Consider the following 19,727-nt stretch of genomic DNA (forward strand, 5'->3'; position numbering starts at 1 on the left):
CACGCAGCCTCTGCCGGTCAGCCTCGCCCACCCGGTGGCCAGTGGCGCCAGAGCCACTCCCTCAGCATAGAAGCAGCCTGGTGCCATAGCGTACCCAGCATCATGGCATGACCCACACCGTTCAGGACTTGGGACTCCGCGCCGTAATACCGGGCTGTCAGGTGGGCCATCCAGGGCGGTACAAAGCTGTCCTCCGAAGCACCAACTACAAGCATGGGTATGCTCCGCCCGTTGGCAGGAACAGGGGGCGGAGCCAGCGTCATATCCGATTGAATGGCAACGGACTCCGGCTGCAAGCGCTCAAGATAAACACGCGTCTCCTCCATCGGTTCCGTCGGGGAAAACATGGCACGATGAATTGTCTGGGGTGACAGGGCTGACATACCGAAATTTTGCAGGGCAACAATCTGGAGCAGCAGCGATGGATCATGCGTCATCATGTGAAGTGACGTCCCCCATAATCCGCCCGGGGGCACCGATGACATCAGGACAGCCCCCTGCACAGGACGCTTCACAGAAAAATCCTGCACATCAAAAGACTCGATCACCCTCTGGACGACCATACCGCCCATGGAATGGCCTACAAGAATTGGTGGCGCGGGAAGACGATCCATAACGGAAAGCACGTCAGCCACATATTCAAACACGTGGGTTCCAGACAGGTGCTCGTAACCACCGCTGGCTCCGTGGCCTCTCAGTGACAAGGCATACACGTCAAACCCCTGGCCGGCCAACCAAGGCAGAAAGTTTTCCTGCCAGATCCAGGCTCCACAGAAAGCACCATGGACAAACAGCAGCGGGGGAGCAGCAGAAGGCACAGAGGGCTTCTGGTTGATGACCTCAAGGTCAGGAACAGGCAAGGAGGTCCTGGAAGACATCAGACCATCGCACAACAGTTTCTGGCAGAAGCAAAACGCGGAACCCTGCACAGAAAGGACGGAGGGCAGCATCCTACGGCATCAAACGTGCCGATTATACCCCACAAGACAAAGCGCGAAAACGGGGTGGCATAGCTCCACCCCGCTTGTGCATCAGGTCTAGACCCCGGCAAGGCTACCGAACTGGCGGCTGGCAACGGTCAACATAGCCAAGTCAACAGCCGGCGCTGAACGCATCTCGACCAGAAGTTGGTCCGTCCGCAGAACCGCAGCCTTGTAATTTTCGGCCCAGGAGTCAATGGCCTCGATTGGGGAAAGGCTGTCAGATGTTTCACCCAGAATACGGGCCGTTACACCACGTTGCAGGGCATACAGTTCATCTGTCACAGCAGCAGCAGCCAATTTCTCCCAGTGACTGCCCTGGGTCAGGTTCTCGGATGCCGCACGCAACCATCCCAGACCAAAGCGCGAGCCAACGGCAAAATACTGGGCAGCGGCACGAACCTCGGTCACACCAAGATCACGGGACAGCCGAACCACGTCAGGAACAGAAGCCAACAGAACCAGAGAGGCCGTACGATCAGCCAAGGTCGACGGAACCCCCTTGGTCACCAGATCCTGCTTCCTGGAATGGATAAGCGCCTGCAGATCCGGCGGACAGGCACTGCTGACAGAACAGGCCAAGGCTTCGGCTCCCTCCCGCAGGGTTGCCGTCAAGGCTCCCTGATCCGAAGTAACATGGTCACCATGGCGCAGAACCCACAAGGTTCCCCTTTCTACAAGCCGGTTGGCTTCCGTCAGCATGGCCAGCTGGGCCTCTGCCGGAGCCTTGTTGTCCAGCGCTTCCACCTCGCTCCACAGAGCCCGCAATCCGAATGCATCCCGGATTACGATATAGGCACGGGCTACATCCGCCGGCTTGGCCCCTGTTTTTTCCATGATCTGGGTGACAAACGTTCCACCCACACGGTTGATCATGCTGTTGGCAGCATGGGTCGCAATAATCTCCCGTTTCAGCTTGTGTTCCAAGATCTGTCGTACCCACGGGCCACGCAGGCGTTCAGGAAAATAACTGACCAGATCTTCTTCCATGGAGGGATCATCAGGGAGATCACTTTCCAGAATCTCGTCAAACAACCACATTTTGGAATAGGCGATCAGAACCGCAAGCTCAGGACGTGCCATGCTACGCCGGGCCGCAATCCTCTCGGCAACCTCAAGATCATCGGGCAGGTACTCGATACCACGATCCAAGCGTCCCGCCTTTTCCAGCATCCGCATCAGGCGGCTCTGCTGATCCAGAAGAGCCGCACCACGGTACTGGGAAAGGGAAATCGCTTGGGTCTGGAGATAGTTGTCCCGCAGAACCAGCTCGGCCACCTCATCCGTCATTTCAGCCAACAACGTGTTGCGCTGCTTCAGAGTCATATCCCCATCAGCCACAACACGGTTGAGGAGAATCTTGATGTTGACCTCATGGTCAGAGCAGTCCACACCGGCCGAGTTGTCAATGGCATCGGTATTCAGACGAACGCCAGCCCCGGCCATTTCGATACGGCCACGCTGGGTCACCCCCAGATTGGCCCCCTCTCCGATAACCTTGGCCCTGATATCCTTACCGTTGACCCGAATGGCATCGTTGGCACGGTCACCAGCTTCGGCATTGGTTTCGGTCGCAGCCTTGACATACGTCCCGATTCCACCAAACCACAGCAGGTCAACATGCGCCTTCAACAGGATCAGGATTAATTCGTTGGGCGTAAGACTATCAGCCTCGATCCCGAAGAGAGAGCGCATTTGTGGGCTGACCGGAATCTTCTTGGCCGTACGCTCAAAGACACCACCGCCCGCCGAGATAAGAGATGAATTGTAGTCGGCCCATGTTGATCGGGGCAGACGGAACAGCCGCTCCCTCTCACCGTAGCTGGCTTTTGTATCCGGATTGGGATCAATAAAGATGTGCATATGGTTGAAAGCAGCCAGTAAACGCGTGTGGCGTGATAACAGCATGCCATTCCCGAACACATCCCCCGACATATCGCCAACACCAACACAGGTAAAGTCCTGGGTCTGGATATCACGCCCCATTTCGCGGAAGTGCCGCTTCACCGCCTCCCAGGCACCGCGGGCCGTAATCCCCATAATCTTGTGGTCGTATCCCTGCGAACCGCCAGAGGCAAACGCATCATCAAGCCAGAACCCATATTCGGCTGAAATGCCATTTGCGATATCAGAAAAGGTCGCCGTTCCCTTGTCTGCAGCAACGACCAAGTACGGATCGTCATCATCATGGCGGACCACATCAGAGGGCGGCACAACACCCCCACCCACCAGATTGTCTGTCAGATCAAGAAGACCACGCATCAGGGTCCGATAGCATTCAATCCCTTCTGCCATATAGGCCTCACGCCCTCCTTCATGGGGAGGCTTCTTGACCACAAATCCACCTTTTGACCCGACCGGAACAATCACGGCGTTCTTGACCATCTGGGCCTTGATCAGCCCCAGAATTTCGGTACGGAAGTCCTCGCGGCGATCTGACCAGCGGATCCCTCCACGCGCCACCTTGCCGCCACGCAGATGGATTGCTTCGACCCGGGGGCTATAAACCCACACCTCGACATTGGGACGGGGCAGGGGAAGATCCTCGACCCGCCGGCTGTCAATTTTGAAGGAAATATAGCTTTTGGGCCGACCGTCAGCAGCTTTCTGATAGAAGTTCGTTCTCAGGGTGCAATGAATCAGGTTCAGGTACCGACGGATAATCCGGTCTTCGTCGGAAGAGCTGACATGCTCCAAGCTCTCAAGAACCTTGCGGGTCAGAATTTCTGTATCACCGGATGCGCCAACCGGATCAAAACGGGCATGGAACAAACGAACAAGCTGACGGGCAATAGCCCCGTTCTTGACCATGGTTGCCTCGATGGCACCCTGGGAGAACGTAAAGGCAGCCTGCCGCAGGTACTTGGCATAAGCCCGCAGCATCACCACTTCACGCCACAGCAGCCCCGTGGTCACGACCAAGCAGTTGAAACCATCGTCGGCAATATCCCCGGCCCAGACACGCTGGAAAGCATCATGGAACGCGGCGCGAATTTCGTTGACCCGCACCGGCGACCCATCTGCCGAGGACATGGAGAATTCATGGATCCAGACCGAGCGCTTCAGATCTTCCATCTTGACCTGGAACGGCATCTCGCCGCTGACACGGAACCCCATGTTTTCCATCATCGGCAAAATATCGGATAACAAGACCGGCTTATCGGCACGATAGACCTTGAAACGTACCTCGTTCTCGGCTGCTTCCAGCGGACGGTACAAGTTCAGGGCCAAATTGCCCCCCAAGGTCTCTTCGATACGGTCAATATCGTAAACAGCCGCAGCGGCGCTGTAACGCTCCTTGTAGAAACTCGGGAACGCGTTGCCATAACGGCGCACCAGACGACTGCCCCTTTCCTCCCCCTTCGCCTGTAGGATAGCTTCCTGAAACTGGTCGGACCACGCCCGGGCCGCCTCGGCGATCTGTTTCTCGATCGCCTCGACATCAAAGGCTGGCAGCGTTCCCTTCTTGTTCCTGGCTTTCAGCAAAACATGCAGACGGGCCAGCGGCGCATCGGTCACCTGGGTGTAATAGCCCGTCTGTTCTGCATCCAGACTCTCTTCAAGAATCCGACGGATCGTCAGACGCAAATCAGTATCGAAACGATCCCGCGGCACAAACACCAGAACCGACACAAAACGCCCGAACTCATCAACACGAATAAAGACAGCCGTGCGGTGGCGATCCTGCAAGTGCAGAATACCAACCGATATCGTCTCCAGCTCCTCGTCCTTGGCCTGGAACAGTTCATCACGCGGAAGATTTTCCAGAATACTGAGGAGACGTTTGCCATCATGGCTGCCCGGGCGCAGGCCGGTACGCCGCATGATGCGATCGATCTTGGTGCGCAGAACAGGCACAAAACCAGCGCTGTTCGTATAAACATTGGATGTAAACAACCCAACAAACATTTCGATGCCGGCAATCTTTCCCCCGGCACCAAAGCGCTTGACGCAAATAACATCCATCGGCACGGCCCGGTGGACCCGGGACAAACGGTTTGATTTTGTAATCAGGAGTCGATTGGGATGCGAGGCAAAGGCCACCATTTCAGGAGGCAGATCTGATGGATTACGAACCTCGTCAAACACCAGATAGTCCGCATTGCGCAGAATACCAAGGCCATCGCCCACTTCAGCCGACACAATGGTATCAGAACCACCTTTCTGCCTGATGTCATAACGGCGGTAACCCAGAAGCGTAAAATGGTTATCGGCCAACCAGGCGAGGAAATCACAAACATCCTGCACATCCTCGCCAGAGGGCGCTTTTGGCCCCTTCTCCCGCTTGACCTCGGCCGTAACAGCCTGCACACGCTCCTGAACCGGCTTCCAGTCTTCAACCGCCTGCCGAACATCACGCAGAACAGCTTCCAGATCCTGGGTTATGATCGCAATAATTTTTGGGTCGCTTTGCTCGAAGATCTCTATGTGAACGACTGAATCAGCCTCACACCCCTTGCCCAGTGGTGCATCGGGATCAAGGATGTCGACAAGGGTCCCGTCTTCCGAACGGCGAACATGCAATACGGGATGGATAACAACAAGAACATTCAGCCCCATGCTGGACAGGGATGCCACAACGGAATCAACGATAAAGGGCATATCATCGCTGACCAGCTCGACAACGGTATGATCTGTTGTGTAGCCATCTTCATCAATTCTGGGGTTGAAAACTCGTATCTTGGCCTGTTTTGGCTTGCGATGACGGGCAAAGGACAACAGCGACACCACCATGCCATAGAGCTGCCCCGGGTCTATCTCTTCCAGATCAGCAGGAGGCATAACCCTCACATACTGCCGCAAGAGAGCTTCAGCAATGACAGCCCGATCGCCCGCAAGACGATCCCGGACAAGCTCAACAACACGACCAACGAGATCCGGTCCGGACGACTTTGAATGAGATGCCATGGTACATGTGTCCCGAACATGTGGCTTGGTGACAAAGGGCGCAAACCCCCATCAGGAAACTCCTGAATGATCTGGAATTCAAGGGTTTCACGATCACAAGTCGTTTTGTGGACACAAAATTTTCACGAGGAACAAAGCCAGCCCTGACAGTTTTCCGAAGCATACCGGAAAAAGCCATATACGGACAGAATCTTTCCTGTACCGACAACAGACGCCATACGATCGACTGTCAAAAACAGGCAGCAAAGAATCAATTGAAAGGGTTGAAGACTGTGCGACGCTCCGCAACCGTCATGGACTTGTAAACAGAGCCGGCATTATCCTTTGCGGTTGTTACCCCAAGCCGACTGGCCTTCAGGTACAGCTCGAAGGCCTGTGCAAGGTCCTTGTGGACACCAACACCCCCCGCATACATCCATGCCAGAAGTTCAACCGCCTCGGCATCATCGCTCCGGGCACGGCGGCGCACAGCATCCACGGCAAACGGGCCGGGATTGCCGGTGGCAACCTCTTTCACAACCTGTGGCCAAGGCAAAGCCTCTGTCAAAGGAAGGGACAAAACTCCGGCCCCCGTGTCTGCTTCCCGCTCGGCCGGAGTCGGTGGCTTTGGCTCCGGCCACGGTGCCATACCGCGGTTGACGACATACCCCGGCAAAACACCTTCATTCTCATGGCGAAGGGACATACGGTACATTTCATCGAGGCTCAGCCCAAAACTATAGCCATGCAAAGGCCGCAAGAATGCTGACAGAAAAGAGACCAACACGAACAATGGCCCAAGCCGGAATATAAAGGGCGGCTTCCACTGCCTAGCCTTGCATTGCCCTGTCCGGAATCCCATCACGAGTGACCCACCCTACCACAGAAACGCACCGCAGCGACGATAGCACAAACAGCAGGGCCCTCACAATTGTCGCACACCTGCGTCATGAACGTACGGCAAGGATTGACTTTCCATAACAGGACTCTCACCCTCCGGGTTGATGGAACACATTCACGCCACATGTATTGCTGTCCACGGTCACGGCGTTATCCTGCGGGGCGCATCGGGAAGCGGCAAGTCCGACCTGGCGCTGCGGCTTGTTGATGAGGGTGCACAACTGGTGACGGACGACCTGTGTCGCATCGATGCCAAAAACGGGCAGCTGGTTGCCTTCCCACCCGATCGCTTGGCCGGCTTTCTGGAAGTACGTGGGCTTGGAATTGTTCCGGTTCCTTCCTGTGGCCCGGTACCGGTCTCGCTTCTGTGTGACCTGAGGACAGGCGGAGAAACCGAACGGCTTCCCGAAACAGATCAGGTTCTGCTTTGCAGCATTCCCGTACGTCGGGTATGGATTGATCCATTCCGGGTGTCTGCAACAGCCCACGTTCGTCTTGCACTCCGGCTGGCCACAGGAGAAATCGTCCCCGTATCATGATCAATCCCGACGCGACGACAGACACTTCAGGACCAAGCCAGAACACGACACACTTGGTGATCGTTACGGGACTGTCCGGGGCAGGGAAATCCACCGCCCTGAATGTACTGGAAGACATTGGCTACGAGGTTGTCGACAATCTCCCCCTTGTGCTGCTGGATGGCCTGTTGGGCCTTGGCCCCGGAACGGAAATGCAGGACACACCAAGACAACCACATTTTCTGGCTCTTGGTATTGATATCCGGACCCGGGATCTGGATGCGACTTGGTTCAGGTGTATTCTTGATGGACTGCAGAAACGCCCGAACGTAGACGTGCACCTGCTCTTTCTTGATGCTGACGATGATGTCCTTATACGCCGTTTTACCAAAACCCGGCGCCGCCACCCGACAAAAAGCGACCTGCCCGTCAGCGATGGCATCGCCCTGGAGCGCCGGATCATGGCTCCACTGAAGGCAGTTGCCAACCTTGTTGTCGATACTTCGCGTCTGGGTCACAATGAGTTCCGTTCCCTGATCGAGGAACGCTACAGGACCGACTGTCGGTCGCGGATGCAGGTTACGGTTATGTCCTTTGGTTTCAAGAATGGCTTGCCCAGGGAAGCAGATATCGTTCTGGACGTGCGTTTCCTGCGTAACCCCTACTATGTTGAACATCTACAGGCCAAAACCGGCGAAGATCCCGAGGTCGGGGAGCATGTCGCGGAAGACCCTGCTTTCGCGCCTTTTCTTGAGAATGTGAAAACCTTGTTGCAACCCATCCTGCCGCGTTACCAATCTGAAGGGCGCAGCTACCTGACTATTGCGGTGGGCTGCACCGGCGGACAACACCGGTCTGTCTTTACGGCCAGACAGATCCATGCCTGGCTGACAGGGCAAAACTATCAACCCATCCTCAGGCACAGGGATATCTCTGTGCTGCCATCACAGAGCCAGACGGTACAGGGGTCTATGAAGGAAGTACAATCATGATCGGTATGGTACTGGTCACCCATGGCCGCCTGGCCGAGGAAATGATCGCCGCCCTGGAACACGTTGTCGGCCATCAGGCGGGAACCGCAGCCGTATGCATTGGCCCTGAAGATGACATGGAACAACGCAGAGCCGACATCCTGGACAAGGTTGCCTCGGTAGAAACCGGGAACGGTGTTGTGGTTCTGACAGACATGTTCGGTGGTACGCCATCGAATCTGGCCATATCCATCATGGGGCGGGCACAGGTTGAGGTCATTGCCGGTGTCAATCTGCCCATGCTGATCAAGCTGGCCAGCATCCGCCATGACATGTCTCTGGAAAAGGCAGTCCTTGCCGCGCAGGATGCCGGGCGCAAATATATCAACGTTGCCTCGAAACTCCTGACCGACCACTGACACCGGTTTTGGTCAGTCAACCCGGAACAGTCATCAGAAAGGAGACAGCCGTCCATGCACATGGAACCCCGGCATGAGATAGCATCCTTTACCATTGAAACCCTTGAGGACGGGACCATGGTCCGGCGTGCGGAAATCCGCAACACTCGGGGGCTGCATGCCAGAGCTGCCGCACGTTTCGTCAAACTTGCCGAGACATTCCAGGCTGATGTCCAGGTCTGCAACAGGGGACAAACGGTGTCGGGACGATCCATCATGGGGTTGATGATGCTGGCCGCATCAACGGGTACCATCATTGAAATACGCGCCACAGGTCCACAGGCACGAGATGCCCTGGAAGGCCTTGGCAAGCTGGTTGACGAAAAGTTCGATGAAGACTAGGCCTGATCATAGCGAAGCAGCAGGAAGCGCCGTTCTGCACGGACACGGCGTAGGGCCAGGCATTGTCATTGGTGTTGCCTGTCTGCACGAACCCGGCGATGTACATGCACCAGAGCACCGAATACCGGCATCCCGGGTTGATGCAGAAAAGAGGCGCTTTGCCACAGCTGTAGCCGATGCCAGCACCGAACTGGAAACCCTACGGGAAAAAGCCGGCGATCTGCCTGCCCAGGCGGGAGAGGAACTGGGATTCCTGCTGGATGCATATGGGCACATGCTAAAAGGATCCCGGTTGATCCGGGGGGTGGAAACCAGAATCGAACACGACCGCATCAATGCCGAAGCCGCTGTTCGTTATGAAATATCGGCCCTGAACGATGCCTTCCAGGCCATGGATGACCCCTATCTGCAACAGCGGGCCGATGATATCCGTGATATCGGAAACAAGCTGATCCGCCATCTGTCTGCAGCACCACAAAAGGCATTCCAGAATCTGCCTCGCAATGCTGTTATTGTCAGCCACGAGCTGACACCTGCCGATACAGCCCTGCTTGATCCGGAAACTGTGGCAGGCTTTGTTACAGCCTGTGGCGGAGCGGAAAGTCACACGGCCATTATGGCCCGCTCGTTGGGGCTTCCGGCCGTGCTGGCTGTGCCGGATATCATGAGTTCAGTACAGAGAGGGGATACAATCATCCTGGACGGGGTCACCGGTACAGTGGTGATCAACCCGGATCAGGACACACTGGCCTCGTACCGCATCCGGCGCGCCGACTTCCTGAGAAGCTGCCGCAATCTGGGGCGGCTGCGGGACTTGCCGGCGGTGACATCTGATGGAACCACGATACGTCTGATGGCAAACATTGAGCTCCCCGGCGAGATCGATACGATCCTCTCATCCGGGGCTGAGGGAATTGGCCTGTTCCGCAGCGAATTCATGTATATGAATCGACCGGACTGGCCCGACGAGGATGAACAATACCGGGCCCTGAAGACGGTTGTACAGCGCATGGAAGGAAAGCCGGTCACCATACGCATTCTGGATGCAGGAGGTGACAAGCTGACAACGGCGTTGGGGGGCAGCATGCCAGCCAACCCAGCCTTAGGGTTGCGGGCTGTACGCTTTCTCCTGTCCTCACCCGCAGTCCTTGAAGCCCAGCTTGCCGCCATTCTGCGGGTTGCCGTACACGGCCCTGTACGTATTCTGGTCCCCATGGTTTGCACCGTGTCAGAAATTACGGCTGTACGCGAATGTCTTGGCGCCGTACACAGCCGCCTCAAGAAAACGCGGATCCCGGTGCCGGATACCATCCCTCCCCTGGGCGTTATGATCGAGGTTCCGGGCGCGGCACTGGCCGCCGATGCCTTGGCAACAGCATCGGACTTCTTTGCCATCGGAACCAATGACCTGACCCAGTACACCTTGGCCATAGATCGTACAGACCAGGAAGTGGCCCATCTGTACAATCCAACCCACCCTGCTGTTCTGCGCCTGATTCACTTTACAACCGGGGCTGCCCTGCGGGCCGGTATACCGGTCAGTGTCTGCGGGGAAATTGCCGGCGATCCACGCTTGGCAGCGCTTCTGGTTGGCATTGGCATCCGAGAGCTTTCCATGGCTGCCGGAAGCCTGCCCAGGGTCAAGAATAGAATCCGCCACCTTGCCTACTGGGCAGCAGAAGAACATGCCCGACAGGTTATGAGCGAGCACGACCCAACGCGGATTGAAACAATGATAGAAACTTTTGGCTAGGCTGAGAGGCAGCCCCTGGGGAAAAGAAAACAGGCCAGCTTTATATATGCCGGCCTGTTTTCTTATTATTCCTGAAAGCTCACCCGCAGATCAGGCCGCCTGCGCTTCGCTGTTGGCAAGAAGAACATACAGCGCATCAGCCGATGATGTTGCCCTCAACTTCTCGCACATGGCACGGTCGCGCAGAAGACGCGACACGCGGGCCAGCGCCTTCAGATGATCGGCACCGGCACATTCAGGAGCCAGAAGCAGGAAAATCAGATCGACAGGCTGTTCGTCGATGGACTCGAAGTCAACAGGACGTTCAAGACGGGCAAAGACACCGTACAAACGATCCAGAGCGGCCATTTTGCCATGCGGTATGGCAATGCCATTGCCCACACCAGTTGTGCCAAGACGCTCGCGCTCCAACAGGGTGTCGAAGATGGCCCGCTCGTGAAGACCGGTCAACTGGGCGGCGTGACGGGCAAGCTCCTGAAGAGCCTGCTTCTTTGATGTCACTTTCAGGCAAGGCACCACGCTCTCTGGACTGACGAGACTGGTGATATCCATTACAAGCCCTCACTGGCTCTCAAAAGGAAAAACAGCGGCACTGCGAAAACCTCATATAACTACCCTCGCGAGTAAAAACAAAAGGTTAACCAGCTCCGCAAAAAGAGGAAAAAGAAGCCAACCAGTACACAAAAACTGGATCGAACAGCCTGCCAATCAGAGCCCATGGCCAGAATATCCGATGCCCCTTCCCACCTCCAAACAAGGGGGCGAACCATAAGATCAGTGCGCCGCCCGGTCAAGACAGAACAAACACCCATCGGGAACACCTTGCAAAGACCGGGCTATTATACTGCGACAGGGGGCGATCCCCCCATAAACTTTTCTCGCCGCCTCTGTACAGACGATGGAATTTTCATCGACTCACGGTATTTGGCCACAGTGCGCCGTGCGATATCAATCCCTTCGGCCTGCAGAATCGCCACCAAGGCATCGTCGGACATAACCTTTCCGGGTTCCTCTCCATCAATAAGGCTTTTAATTCTAAGACGAACAGCCTCTGCCGAAACAGAATCACGACCATCAGTTGTTGATATCGCCTGGGTGAAAAAATACTTCAACTCATAGACGCCTCTTGGCGTAGACAGATACTTGTTGCTGGTTACACGACTGACCGTACTCTCATGCATATCCACAGCCTCGGCGATATCCCGCAATATCAACGGGCGCAAGCCGGATACGCCTTCTTCAAAAAAGCGGTGCTGGCGACGCACAATCTCGGTCGAGACCTTCAGGATGGTATTCGCTCTCTGGTCAAGTGACTTGACCAGCCAAGATGCCGACTGGAAATTCTCGGTTACAAAGGCCTTCTCTTCCTTGGAAAGGGCAGCCTTGCTGACACGTGCATAGTAGCGGCTGTTGACCAGAACCTTGGGCAAAGTGTCCGGATTGAGTTCAACAACCCATCCTCCATCCGGAAGAGGCCGCATCAGGACATCAGGAACAACCGGGTGCGCCACAGCCACATCAAAATGCTGTGCCGGCTTGGGATCAAGGGCACGGATCTCCATAATCATGTCCTGAAGATCTGTTTCGTCAACACCACAAATACGCATCAACGTTGCAAAGTCACGACGCGCCAGAAGATCAAGATTGTCAACAAGGGCCTGCATGGCGGGATCCAGACGATCACGATCTGCAAGCTGAAGGGCCAGGCATTCTCTCAGGGAGCGAGCAAACAGACCCGGCGGATCAAAGCGCTGAACAACCCGAAGCACAGCCTCCACATGCTCCTGTGATGTGCCCAGACCGTCTGCAATGTCCAATGTCGGGACCAGAAGCCACCCATTGTCATCCAGGGCGTCAAGCAAAGCCACGGCAACCAGACGATCTACGGGATCAGGGATATCCAGCTCCACCTGCTCAAGAATATGGTCGCGCAAAGACTTGGCGGCAGAAACCTGCCGGTCATGATCCATTTCGTTGTCAGAAAAATCCCCACGGCCCCCATGGCCAACCCTGTCCCATCGCCCCAGAGCCTCATCTGGATCCCATGCCGGTCCTTCCCGCGGGCTCCCTCCGTCAAAGGTATTATCCACCTCGACGTCCAGCGGAGCTTCGCGGGCACCGTCAATCGGGTCAACCAGAACATCCTGACCAGCATCGCGACGATACTCAACCGGAACATCGGCCTCTGGCAATACGGCCTCGGACGGATCTGCCCGCTCAAGAAGCGGATTGCGCTCCAGTTCCTGCTCGATCCAGGCTCCAAGCTCAAGGTTGGACAGCTGCAACAACTTGATAGCCTGCTGCAGCTGCGGCGTCATAACCAGACCCTGGGTCTGCCGCATATCGAGCCTGGGTTGAAGCACCATTACCGGGGCCCCCCGCCCTACAGTCTGAAATTCTCGCCCAAATACACGCGACGAACCCCTTCGTCAGCCACAATCTCTTCCGGCTTCCCTTCCATCAGGACCGTACCAGCATGAAGAATACAGGCACGGTCAATGATATCCAGTGTTTCCCGTACATTGTGATCCGTGATCAACACGCCCAGCCCCCGATCCTTGAGATGGGCCACAAGATCACGGATTTCAGCCACTGCAATCGGATCAATCCCGGCCAGCGGCTCATCCAGAAGAATATAAGATGGTCTGGACGCCAGTGCACGGGCAATTTCCACACGCCGGCGTTCCCCCCCGGACAAGGACAAGGCCGGGGCCCGGCGCAGGTGGGATACGGAGAATTCAGCGAGAAGATCCTCAAGCCGTGCTTCGCGCACATCCTGATCCGACTCGCATACCTCCAGAATAGCCATGATATTCTGCTCGACGCTGAGCCCACGGAAAATAGAAGCTTCCTGCGGCAAATACCCTATGCCCAAACGCGCCCGACGGTACATGGGCAGCGCCGTGATATCACGACCATCCAGCTCGATGGTCCCTGAGTCAGGCACAATAAGGCCCGTTACACAATAAAAGCACGTCGTCTTGCCAGCCCCGTTCGGCCCCAGAAGACCAACCGCCTCGCCACGCTGCACAGACAGGCTGACATCGTGAAGAACAGGCCTACGTTTGTAGTGCTTGCCTATGCGGCGAACATGAAGTCCCATGCTTGAATCTTTTGCCTGGACCGTTCCAGCCGTTTCGTTATCGGAACCGGAACCCGGTGCAGGACGATCTTTCTCCGTTCTCACAAGCGTCGCTGTCTCCGTATGCTGACCACTGAACCCTGTCGGGAATCAGGGCTGACCTTTCGATGCTTCATCGCTACCACTCTTCTGCCCGTCCTGAACAGGTTTTTCCGGAACCAGAACAGCCCTTGCGCGTCCTGGCCCGCCCACCAGACGGGACACGCCGGTATTCATGTCAAATACCGCCTTGTTACCGGTCAGAATCGTTCCTTCACGAACCAGGGTAACCGCACCTGTCAGCGTAGCAATCCCGGTCACGGCATCATAGTGTCCGCGATCACCTGTCCCCTGCTCACGCGGGGTAACGATACGGACATTTCCGGTTGCATCAACGGTTTTCAAGGCATTCCCGCCACGTGCCGTACTCATCCGTGCCACCATGGTATCGGCAGACATGATGCGATCCTGCCTGACGACGCGGGCATCCCCCTTTGCTGTTGCCACCAGGGAGCGACTGTCATAGTGGACTGTATCACGCGCCGTTATGGTATCCTGCGGCAGGGTTACGAAAACGCCTTTCCCTTGACCAAACAGGGTCAATGCACCTGTGACAACATCATAAACAGCTTTCTCACCCTGCGCACGTCTTCCTGGAGCTGTCATCACGACAGAGCCGTGCGCTTCCAGCACACGAATGGCACCGAACGAACCCGCACCCTGCAGAGCAACCTTGTTATGGCTGTCATCATCATAGAAGGCAAAGAGAGTGTCAGCCCGCAGCGTCGCATCCCCCCGAATGGCAGTCGCATGACCACGCGCTACAAAACGACGCTGCTCCCTTGTCCATTCCAGGCCATTCTCGGCCTCTATCACGACCGGTGCATCATCATCCCCGGCCACAACAAGACCGGGGTCCTGCGCATGCACAGGCAAAAATACAAGGCCACCCAGCAGAGCAACCAAGAGAAACAGGATATGTGCCGCAATACGCATGTGATCAGGCTCCTGCCGCTCCTAAGGAGCTTTCTCCGGGTAAAGAACAAGGCGCACTTTTCCCGTAAACAGGACGGAACGACCACGCTCCACCACGTGGATACCTTCTGATGCGATTGTCATGGATGGCCCCTGCCCCTCAACGGCCTCCATGCCGATGGCTTCCCCTCCCGCCACATCAATCGTGACAGATGGCGTATGCAACTCATACCCCGCATCATGATAAAAGTTCACACCGCCAGACAAATCCAGAATGGATTGGTTCTCATAGTACAGCCCCTCAGGCGCATCCATCGCCAACCACGCGCCATCATTCGTTGTCATGTCAGCGCGTGGGTTGACCAAGTTAAACTCTGACAACCCGGGAACCGCCTCCCACACACGATCCGCATTCAGGCTATAAGGCTGGTTGTCTGCATCTGTTGCCCTGTAACGGGGCTGCTCCATCTGTCGGTTTTCTAGGGGAACGTCTTCTGTCGCAGCCTGGATCAAGGACGAAGGAGCGCTTGTTTCGGCAACAAGGCGCGGCCAGAGGAGAACGCCCACAATCAGAAGCAGGGCAAGGGCAGGCAGCAGAACCTTCATCGCCACGACAAGGCGACTGTATCCGAACAACAAGGACCAACGTCCCGAAGGATCGGGAACAGGCATCAGACAATACCAGCCCGGAGCAAATCATGCACATGCAGGAAGCCAACCGGCCGACCACCCGGATCAACGACAAAAAGACCGGTAACCTTTCGGCTGTTCATACGGTGCAGGGCTTCCCCCGCAAGAAGCGTGGGAGAAACCGTCATCGGGTCCGGGGTCATCACGTCCACTGCCCGCCGCCGCATCAACCCATCTTCCATATGGCGACGCAGGTCACCATCCGTAATCATACCGGCCAGACGCCCATCAGCCCCCATCACACCGGCACAGCCAAGACTTTTGCCCGTCATTTCGACCAGAACATCCGCCATCAGGGTATCGGGTGTACACAACGGCAGCTCCTGAGGACCATGCATCAGGTCAGCAACACGCATCAGGCGTTGCCCAAGCTTCCCCCCCGGATGGAAAAGACGGAAATCTTCAGCAGTAAATCCCTTGCTTTCCAGAAGAGCAACCGCCAGAGCATCACCTAGGGCCAACATCAGCGTGGTTGAAGTGGTCGGGGCCAATCCATGCGGGCATGCCTCTTCAAAGGCCGGCAGCACCAAGGCAACATCGCTGTCCACAGCCAAAGCGCTATCAGCCCGCCCGGTAATACCGATCAGAGGGATGGCAAAACGGCGGGTATAGGCGACAATGTCTGCCAACTCGGCAGTTTCCCCCGAATTGGACAGGGCGATGACCGCATCATCCTGCGTCACCATCCCGAGATCACCGTGACTGGCCTCTGCCGGGTGCACAAAGAATGCCGGCGTACCCGTTGATGCCAAGGTTGCGGCAATCTTGGCACCGATATGGCCGCTCTTGCCCATGCCCGTGACAACAACACGGCCCTTTACAGCCAGAAGCCGCTCCAAGGCAGCCGAGAAAGGACCATCAAGGCTCTCTGCCAGGCTATGCAGAGCCCCGGCCTCGGTCAACAGCACCCTGCGCCCAGCTTCCAGGGCAGAGTTCAAGGATACAGGTCCGGACGAAAGAGAAGACGATGCTTTCACCAACACACTCCTTCAGCATTCAGTGACTGAAGATATCAAGGCTATGCCAATCCAGCAGATCCAGCTCCGCCCGCGTCGGAAGAAACTGGAAGCAGGCATCGGCCAGATGGGTACGACGCTCCCGCACAAGAAGAGCATCCAGACGATCTTTCAGGGCATGCAGATACAATACATCCGAGGCCGCATAAGACAATTGTTCTGCCGTCAGCTCGCCATCCGTTCCCCAGTCTGAAGACTGTTGCTGTTTGTCAAGCTCCACACCTGTCAAGGCTTGGACCAAGGACCGCAAACCATGGGCATCTGTATTGGTACGCGTCAGACGGGATGCGATCTTGGTGCAATAAACTGGCGCACAGGCTACCCCCAGATACTTGCGAAGTATGGCAATATCAAAACGGGCATAGTGAAAGATCTTGAGACGCGAAGAATCGGCCAGAACGGCTTTCAGGTTGGGACAATCATACCCCAATGCGCCACCGACATGAACAACGTGCGCATTGCCGTCTCCCCCGGAGAGCTGCACAACACACAGGCGATCCCGTACCGGCGACAACCCGGTTGTCTCCGTATCAACGGCAACCGCTCCCGAAAGACCAACTTCAGCCGGCAGATCACCACGATGATAGTATATAGTCATTGCCAAAATCCCCGAAAACTGGCTTTTCTACCGAAGATAGAGAGCGGGCGCCGGCACACTGCAACACGGCGGTATTCATGGACAGAAATACGGCTCATGGCCACAAAAAAATCCGCCTGGCAAATCTCCGCTTCCCTTCCCGGGACCCTGCGAAGCTTTGCCAGGCGGATGGTGCCCAGGAGAAGACTCGAACTTCCACGACCTTTCGGCCACAGGTACCTGAAACCTGCGCGTCTACCAATTCCGCCACCTGGGCCGGTGACACAATACCGCTCTCCTTTTTTCCTGCCAGAAAGATTTGCATTCTTTCGCAGCACGCATACCAGGAGAAACGTCTTGGTGCGGGCGGTTTATATGGGCATGTTGCCTCTGCGTCAATCATCTTTTTAACACCATGGATATTTTCCGAAAGAGAACAACCAACTCTGGCAAGCCAATACCAGGACATTGGCCGCCAGGTGGTATTCAGGGGCTCTCTGTTGCGTCCCGCCTCGTGTTGTGCCAATTTCCCGGACAGGAAGCTGTCTTTGGCACGGTCCCGCAAGGCTCGCAGCGAATGGGGCCCCGGCACTGATATTTCGGGAGTTTCAGTACCATGACTGAACGTCTGGTCACGATTTTTGGCGGATCTGGTTTCGTTGGCCGCCATTTGGTCAACAAGCTGACAAAAGCGGGCTGGCGTATCCGCGTCGCCGTCCGGGATCCCGAAGGTGCCAAGTTCCTGAAACCACTGGGTGACCTTGGCCAAGTTTCGCCTGTTTATGCGAACATCACGCGTGAGGATACGGTCCGCAGTGCCGTACAGGGGGCAAGTGCGGTTATCAATCTGGTCGGCATCCTGTACGAGAAGGGACCGGTTCGTTTTGACGCCATCCATGTTGTGGGGGCTGAAACCATCGCGCGCGCAGCCCGGGAAGCCGGCGTCCAGCACCTTGTCCATATGAGCGCACTGGGTGCCGATCCTTCCAGCCCGGCAAGCTACGCCCGCAGCAAGGCCGAGGGTGAAACCCGGGTCAAAACCGCCTTCCCGGGGGCCAGTATCCTTCGCCCATCGGTTATTTTTGGCCCCGAGGATGACTTCTACAACCGCTTTGGCGCCATGGCGCGGGCACTGCCGTTCCTGCTGTATTTCACAACAGATGCCCCAGCCCTGCGCAAGGCTCCCGGCGAACTGCCCCGGCTTGACCTGGTCGGTTCCGGCGGCCCGAAACTTCAGCCTGTCTATGTTGGCGATGTTGCCGAGGTCATATGCCGCATCCTTGATGACCGCAGCCAGCAAGGGAAGCTGTGGGAACTTGGCGGGCCACGCGTCATGACACTGAAGGAGATTATGGAACAGGTCATGCGGGAAACACGCCGCGGCAAGCCTGTTCTCCCCGCGCCCATGGCCGTGGCACGCATCCAGGCTGCCCTGCTCCAATTCCTGCCGGTTCCACCCTTGACACCGGACATGGTCAAAATGATGGAGCGAGACAGCGTGGTCTCAGGAACCTGCCCTGGTCTGGCTGAACTTGGCATCCGCCCTGAAACCACGGAAGCCATTATCCCGTCGTATCTGGAGCGATTCCGCCCGACACACCGCCAGATCCGGCGTATTGGCCGCCAGACTCTGTAGACCTGCCCCGCCCTTCCCTTTCTCGGCCCCGCAGCCCATGCGGGGCCTTTATACGATGCCCTGCCCCCGAAAGGTTCTTCCATGAAAATTGCCGTAGCTGGATGCGCCGGTCGCATGGGCCGGATGTTGGTCCAGGAGATTCTTGCTGCCGATACCGTTACCCTGGCTGGCGGAACAGAGCCGCAGGGATCTCCCTTCCTGGGGCAGGATATAGGCCGCCTTGTTGGCACAACAGAGCCACTTGGCATAGCGATCACAGATGACCCCTCCAGCCTCTTCTCCCATGCCGATGCCGTTATCGATTTCACGACCCCGGATGCCACCACCGTGCATGCCCGCTTGGCAGCCACTCACAGAACAGCCCTGATCGTGGGAACAACCGGCTTCTCTCCCACCCAACAAGAGGCTGTATCCATTGCAGCCAAGAGCATCCCTATTGTCATGTCACCAAACATGAGCATCGGCACCAATCTGCTCTTTGCCCTGACAGAAAGGGTGGCCGCCATTCTGGGGCTGGATTACGACATAGAGATCCTTGAGATGCACCACCGCCACAAGGTTGATGCGCCATCTGGTACAGCGTTGGGACTGGGGCAGGCTGCCGCTCGTGGGCGGCGAACCGCCCTGGATGATGTCTCGCAGATAACCCGTAATGGCCATACAGGCGCCCGGACGCCGGGCACAATCGGTTTTGCCAGCTTGCGGGGCGGCGATGTAATCGGGGAACATTCCGTGATTTTTGCAGCTGATGGCGAACGGGTGGAACTAACCCACAAAGCCAGCTCCAGACAGATCTTTGCCCGTGGCGCCATCCGCGCTGCACGATGGTGCAACGGGCGCAGACCCGGACTGTACTCCATGCAGGACGTTCTGGGCCTGACACCCCGTACCCCATGAGCACGC

Annotated in this window: 17 protein-coding genes and 1 tRNA gene; 7 read left to right on the plus strand and 11 right to left on the minus strand. The window is 56.7% G+C overall.

Going from position 1 to position 19,727, the window contains the following annotated elements; all coding sequences use genetic code 11:
- Nucleotides 1-17 precede the first annotated feature (17 nt).
- From HEQ60_RS04005 to HEQ60_RS04015, 3 genes are all read right to left on the minus strand, one after another.
- Nucleotides 18-878 (minus strand): alpha/beta fold hydrolase, encoded by an 861-nt coding sequence (locus tag HEQ60_RS04005; protein WP_209315406.1) that lies wholly within the window; start codon nt 876-878, stop codon nt 18-20.
- 159 nt (nt 879-1,037) lie between these two features.
- Nucleotides 1,038-5,888 carry an NAD-glutamate dehydrogenase gene (locus HEQ60_RS04010; protein ID WP_168069751.1) on the minus strand — a complete coding sequence of 1,617 codons (4,851 nt, stop codon included), beginning with the start codon at nt 5,886-5,888 and terminating at the stop codon, nt 1,038-1,040.
- Between the two features lie 250 nt (nt 5,889-6,138).
- Complete coding sequence (locus tag HEQ60_RS04015) at nt 6,139-6,573, minus strand: SEL1-like repeat protein (protein WP_168069753.1); 435 nt, start codon at nt 6,571-6,573, stop codon at nt 6,139-6,141.
- Nucleotides 6,574-6,871: 298 nt separating this feature from the next.
- On the opposite strand from HEQ60_RS04015, the gene HEQ60_RS04020 reads away from it, so the two are divergent.
- The 5 genes from HEQ60_RS04020 to ptsP all read left to right on the plus strand — a co-directional run bounded on the left by HEQ60_RS04020 (nt 6,872) and on the right by ptsP (nt 10,809).
- Nucleotides 6,872-7,306, plus strand: coding sequence for an HPr kinase/phosphorylase (locus HEQ60_RS04020; RefSeq protein ID WP_209315407.1), 435 nt, complete (start codon nt 6,872-6,874; stop codon nt 7,304-7,306).
- Complete coding sequence (gene rapZ / locus HEQ60_RS04025) at nt 7,303-8,277, plus strand: RNase adapter RapZ (protein WP_168069755.1); 975 nt, start codon at nt 7,303-7,305, stop codon at nt 8,275-8,277. The genes HEQ60_RS04020 and rapZ overlap by 4 nt, the downstream gene beginning before the upstream one ends.
- Nucleotides 8,274-8,675, plus strand: coding sequence for a PTS sugar transporter subunit IIA (locus HEQ60_RS04030; protein ID WP_168069757.1), 402 nt, complete (start codon nt 8,274-8,276; stop codon nt 8,673-8,675). The genes rapZ and HEQ60_RS04030 overlap by 4 nt, the downstream gene beginning before the upstream one ends.
- 117 nt (nt 8,676-8,792) lie before the next feature.
- Nucleotides 8,793-9,056 carry an HPr family phosphocarrier protein gene (locus tag HEQ60_RS04035; RefSeq protein WP_168070070.1) on the plus strand — a complete coding sequence of 88 codons (264 nt, stop codon included), beginning with the start codon at nt 8,793-8,795 and terminating at the stop codon, nt 9,054-9,056.
- Entirely contained in the window at nt 9,046-10,809 is a 1,764-nt protein-coding gene (ptsP, locus tag HEQ60_RS04040; protein WP_168069760.1) for a phosphoenolpyruvate--protein phosphotransferase, read from the plus strand. Before HEQ60_RS04035 ends, ptsP begins: the two co-directional genes overlap by 11 nt.
- A gap of 90 nt (nt 10,810-10,899) precedes the next feature.
- On the opposite strand, the gene ptsN is transcribed toward ptsP, so the two are convergent.
- The 8 genes from ptsN to HEQ60_RS04080 all read right to left on the minus strand — a co-directional run bounded on the left by ptsN (nt 10,900) and on the right by HEQ60_RS04080 (nt 17,465).
- Complete coding sequence (gene ptsN / locus HEQ60_RS04045; protein ID WP_168020948.1) at nt 10,900-11,361, minus strand: PTS IIA-like nitrogen regulatory protein PtsN; 462 nt, start codon at nt 11,359-11,361, stop codon at nt 10,900-10,902.
- Nucleotides 11,362-11,648: 287 nt separating this feature from the next.
- Nucleotides 11,649-13,175, minus strand: coding sequence for an RNA polymerase factor sigma-54 (gene rpoN / locus HEQ60_RS04050; protein WP_168069762.1), 1,527 nt, complete (start codon nt 13,173-13,175; stop codon nt 11,649-11,651).
- A 17-nt stretch (nt 13,176-13,192) separates the two neighbouring features.
- A complete protein-coding gene (gene lptB / locus HEQ60_RS04055) occupies nt 13,193-13,912 on the minus strand; it encodes an LPS export ABC transporter ATP-binding protein (RefSeq protein ID WP_168069764.1) in 720 nt (239 codons plus the stop codon).
- 129 nt (nt 13,913-14,041) lie between these two features.
- Nucleotides 14,042-14,926 (minus strand): LptA/OstA family protein, encoded by an 885-nt coding sequence (locus HEQ60_RS04060; protein WP_168069766.1) that lies wholly within the window; start codon nt 14,924-14,926, stop codon nt 14,042-14,044.
- Nucleotides 14,927-14,947: 21 nt separating this feature from the next.
- Nucleotides 14,948-15,577 (minus strand): LPS export ABC transporter periplasmic protein LptC, encoded by a 630-nt coding sequence (lptC, locus tag HEQ60_RS04065; RefSeq protein WP_168069767.1) that lies wholly within the window; start codon nt 15,575-15,577, stop codon nt 14,948-14,950.
- The gene (locus HEQ60_RS04070; protein WP_416046630.1) at nt 15,577-16,572 is read right to left on the minus strand and encodes a KpsF/GutQ family sugar-phosphate isomerase; all 996 of its coding nucleotides are present in this window, start codon (nt 16,570-16,572) and stop codon (nt 15,577-15,579) included. Before HEQ60_RS04070 ends, lptC begins: the two co-directional genes overlap by 1 nt.
- A gap of 19 nt (nt 16,573-16,591) precedes the next feature.
- The gene (locus HEQ60_RS04075; protein ID WP_168069768.1) at nt 16,592-17,209 is read right to left on the minus strand and encodes a ribonuclease D; all 618 of its coding nucleotides are present in this window, start codon (nt 17,207-17,209) and stop codon (nt 16,592-16,594) included.
- Nucleotides 17,210-17,378: 169 nt separating this feature from the next.
- Nucleotides 17,379-17,465, minus strand: a tRNA-Leu gene (locus tag HEQ60_RS04080).
- A gap of 339 nt (nt 17,466-17,804) precedes the next feature.
- Between HEQ60_RS04080 and HEQ60_RS04085 the strand changes: the two genes are divergently transcribed.
- A complete protein-coding gene (locus HEQ60_RS04085) occupies nt 17,805-18,824 on the plus strand; it encodes a complex I NDUFA9 subunit family protein (RefSeq protein ID WP_168069769.1) in 1,020 nt (339 codons plus the stop codon).
- 81 nt (nt 18,825-18,905) lie between these two features.
- Nucleotides 18,906-19,721: a 4-hydroxy-tetrahydrodipicolinate reductase gene (gene dapB, locus HEQ60_RS04090; protein WP_168069770.1), complete on the plus strand. Its 816-nt coding sequence runs from the start codon at nt 18,906-18,908 to the stop codon at nt 19,719-19,721.
- Nucleotides 19,722-19,727: the final 6 nt, after the last annotated feature.

Source organism: Haematospirillum sp. H1815, from assembly GCF_012102705.1.
Classification (GTDB): Bacteria; Pseudomonadota; Alphaproteobacteria; order Rhodospirillales; family Rhodospirillaceae; genus Haematospirillum.

Coding starts and splice junctions, on each gene's coding strand:
- HEQ60_RS04005 (WP_209315406.1), bottom strand. CDS start 878: ATGTCTTCCAGGACCTCCTTGCCTGTTCCTGACCTTGAGGTCATCAAC.
- HEQ60_RS04010 (WP_168069751.1), bottom strand. CDS start 5,888: ATGGCATCTCATTCAAAGTCGTCCGGACCGGATCTCGTTGGTCGTGTT.
- HEQ60_RS04015 (WP_168069753.1), bottom strand. CDS start 6,573: ATGTCCCTTCGCCATGAGAATGAAGGTGTTTTGCCGGGGTATGTCGTC.
- HEQ60_RS04020 (WP_209315407.1), top strand. CDS start 6,872: ATGGAACACATTCACGCCACATGTATTGCTGTCCACGGTCACGGCGTT.
- rapZ (WP_168069755.1), top strand. CDS start 7,303: ATGATCAATCCCGACGCGACGACAGACACTTCAGGACCAAGCCAGAAC.
- HEQ60_RS04030 (WP_168069757.1), top strand. CDS start 8,274: ATGATCGGTATGGTACTGGTCACCCATGGCCGCCTGGCCGAGGAAATG.
- HEQ60_RS04035 (WP_168070070.1), top strand. CDS start 8,793: ATGGTCCGGCGTGCGGAAATCCGCAACACTCGGGGGCTGCATGCCAGA.
- ptsP (WP_168069760.1), top strand. CDS start 9,046: ATGAAGACTAGGCCTGATCATAGCGAAGCAGCAGGAAGCGCCGTTCTG.
- ptsN (WP_168020948.1), bottom strand. CDS start 11,361: ATGGATATCACCAGTCTCGTCAGTCCAGAGAGCGTGGTGCCTTGCCTG.
- rpoN (WP_168069762.1), bottom strand. CDS start 13,175: ATGGTGCTTCAACCCAGGCTCGATATGCGGCAGACCCAGGGTCTGGTT.
- lptB (WP_168069764.1), bottom strand. CDS start 13,912: ATGGGACTTCATGTTCGCCGCATAGGCAAGCACTACAAACGTAGGCCT.
- HEQ60_RS04060 (WP_168069766.1), bottom strand. CDS start 14,926: ATGCGTATTGCGGCACATATCCTGTTTCTCTTGGTTGCTCTGCTGGGT.
- lptC (WP_168069767.1), bottom strand. CDS start 15,577: ATGCCTGTTCCCGATCCTTCGGGACGTTGGTCCTTGTTGTTCGGATAC.
- HEQ60_RS04075 (WP_168069768.1), bottom strand. CDS start 17,209: ATGACTATATACTATCATCGTGGTGATCTGCCGGCTGAAGTTGGTCTT.
- HEQ60_RS04085 (WP_168069769.1), top strand. CDS start 17,805: ATGACTGAACGTCTGGTCACGATTTTTGGCGGATCTGGTTTCGTTGGC.
- dapB (WP_168069770.1), top strand. CDS start 18,906: ATGAAAATTGCCGTAGCTGGATGCGCCGGTCGCATGGGCCGGATGTTG.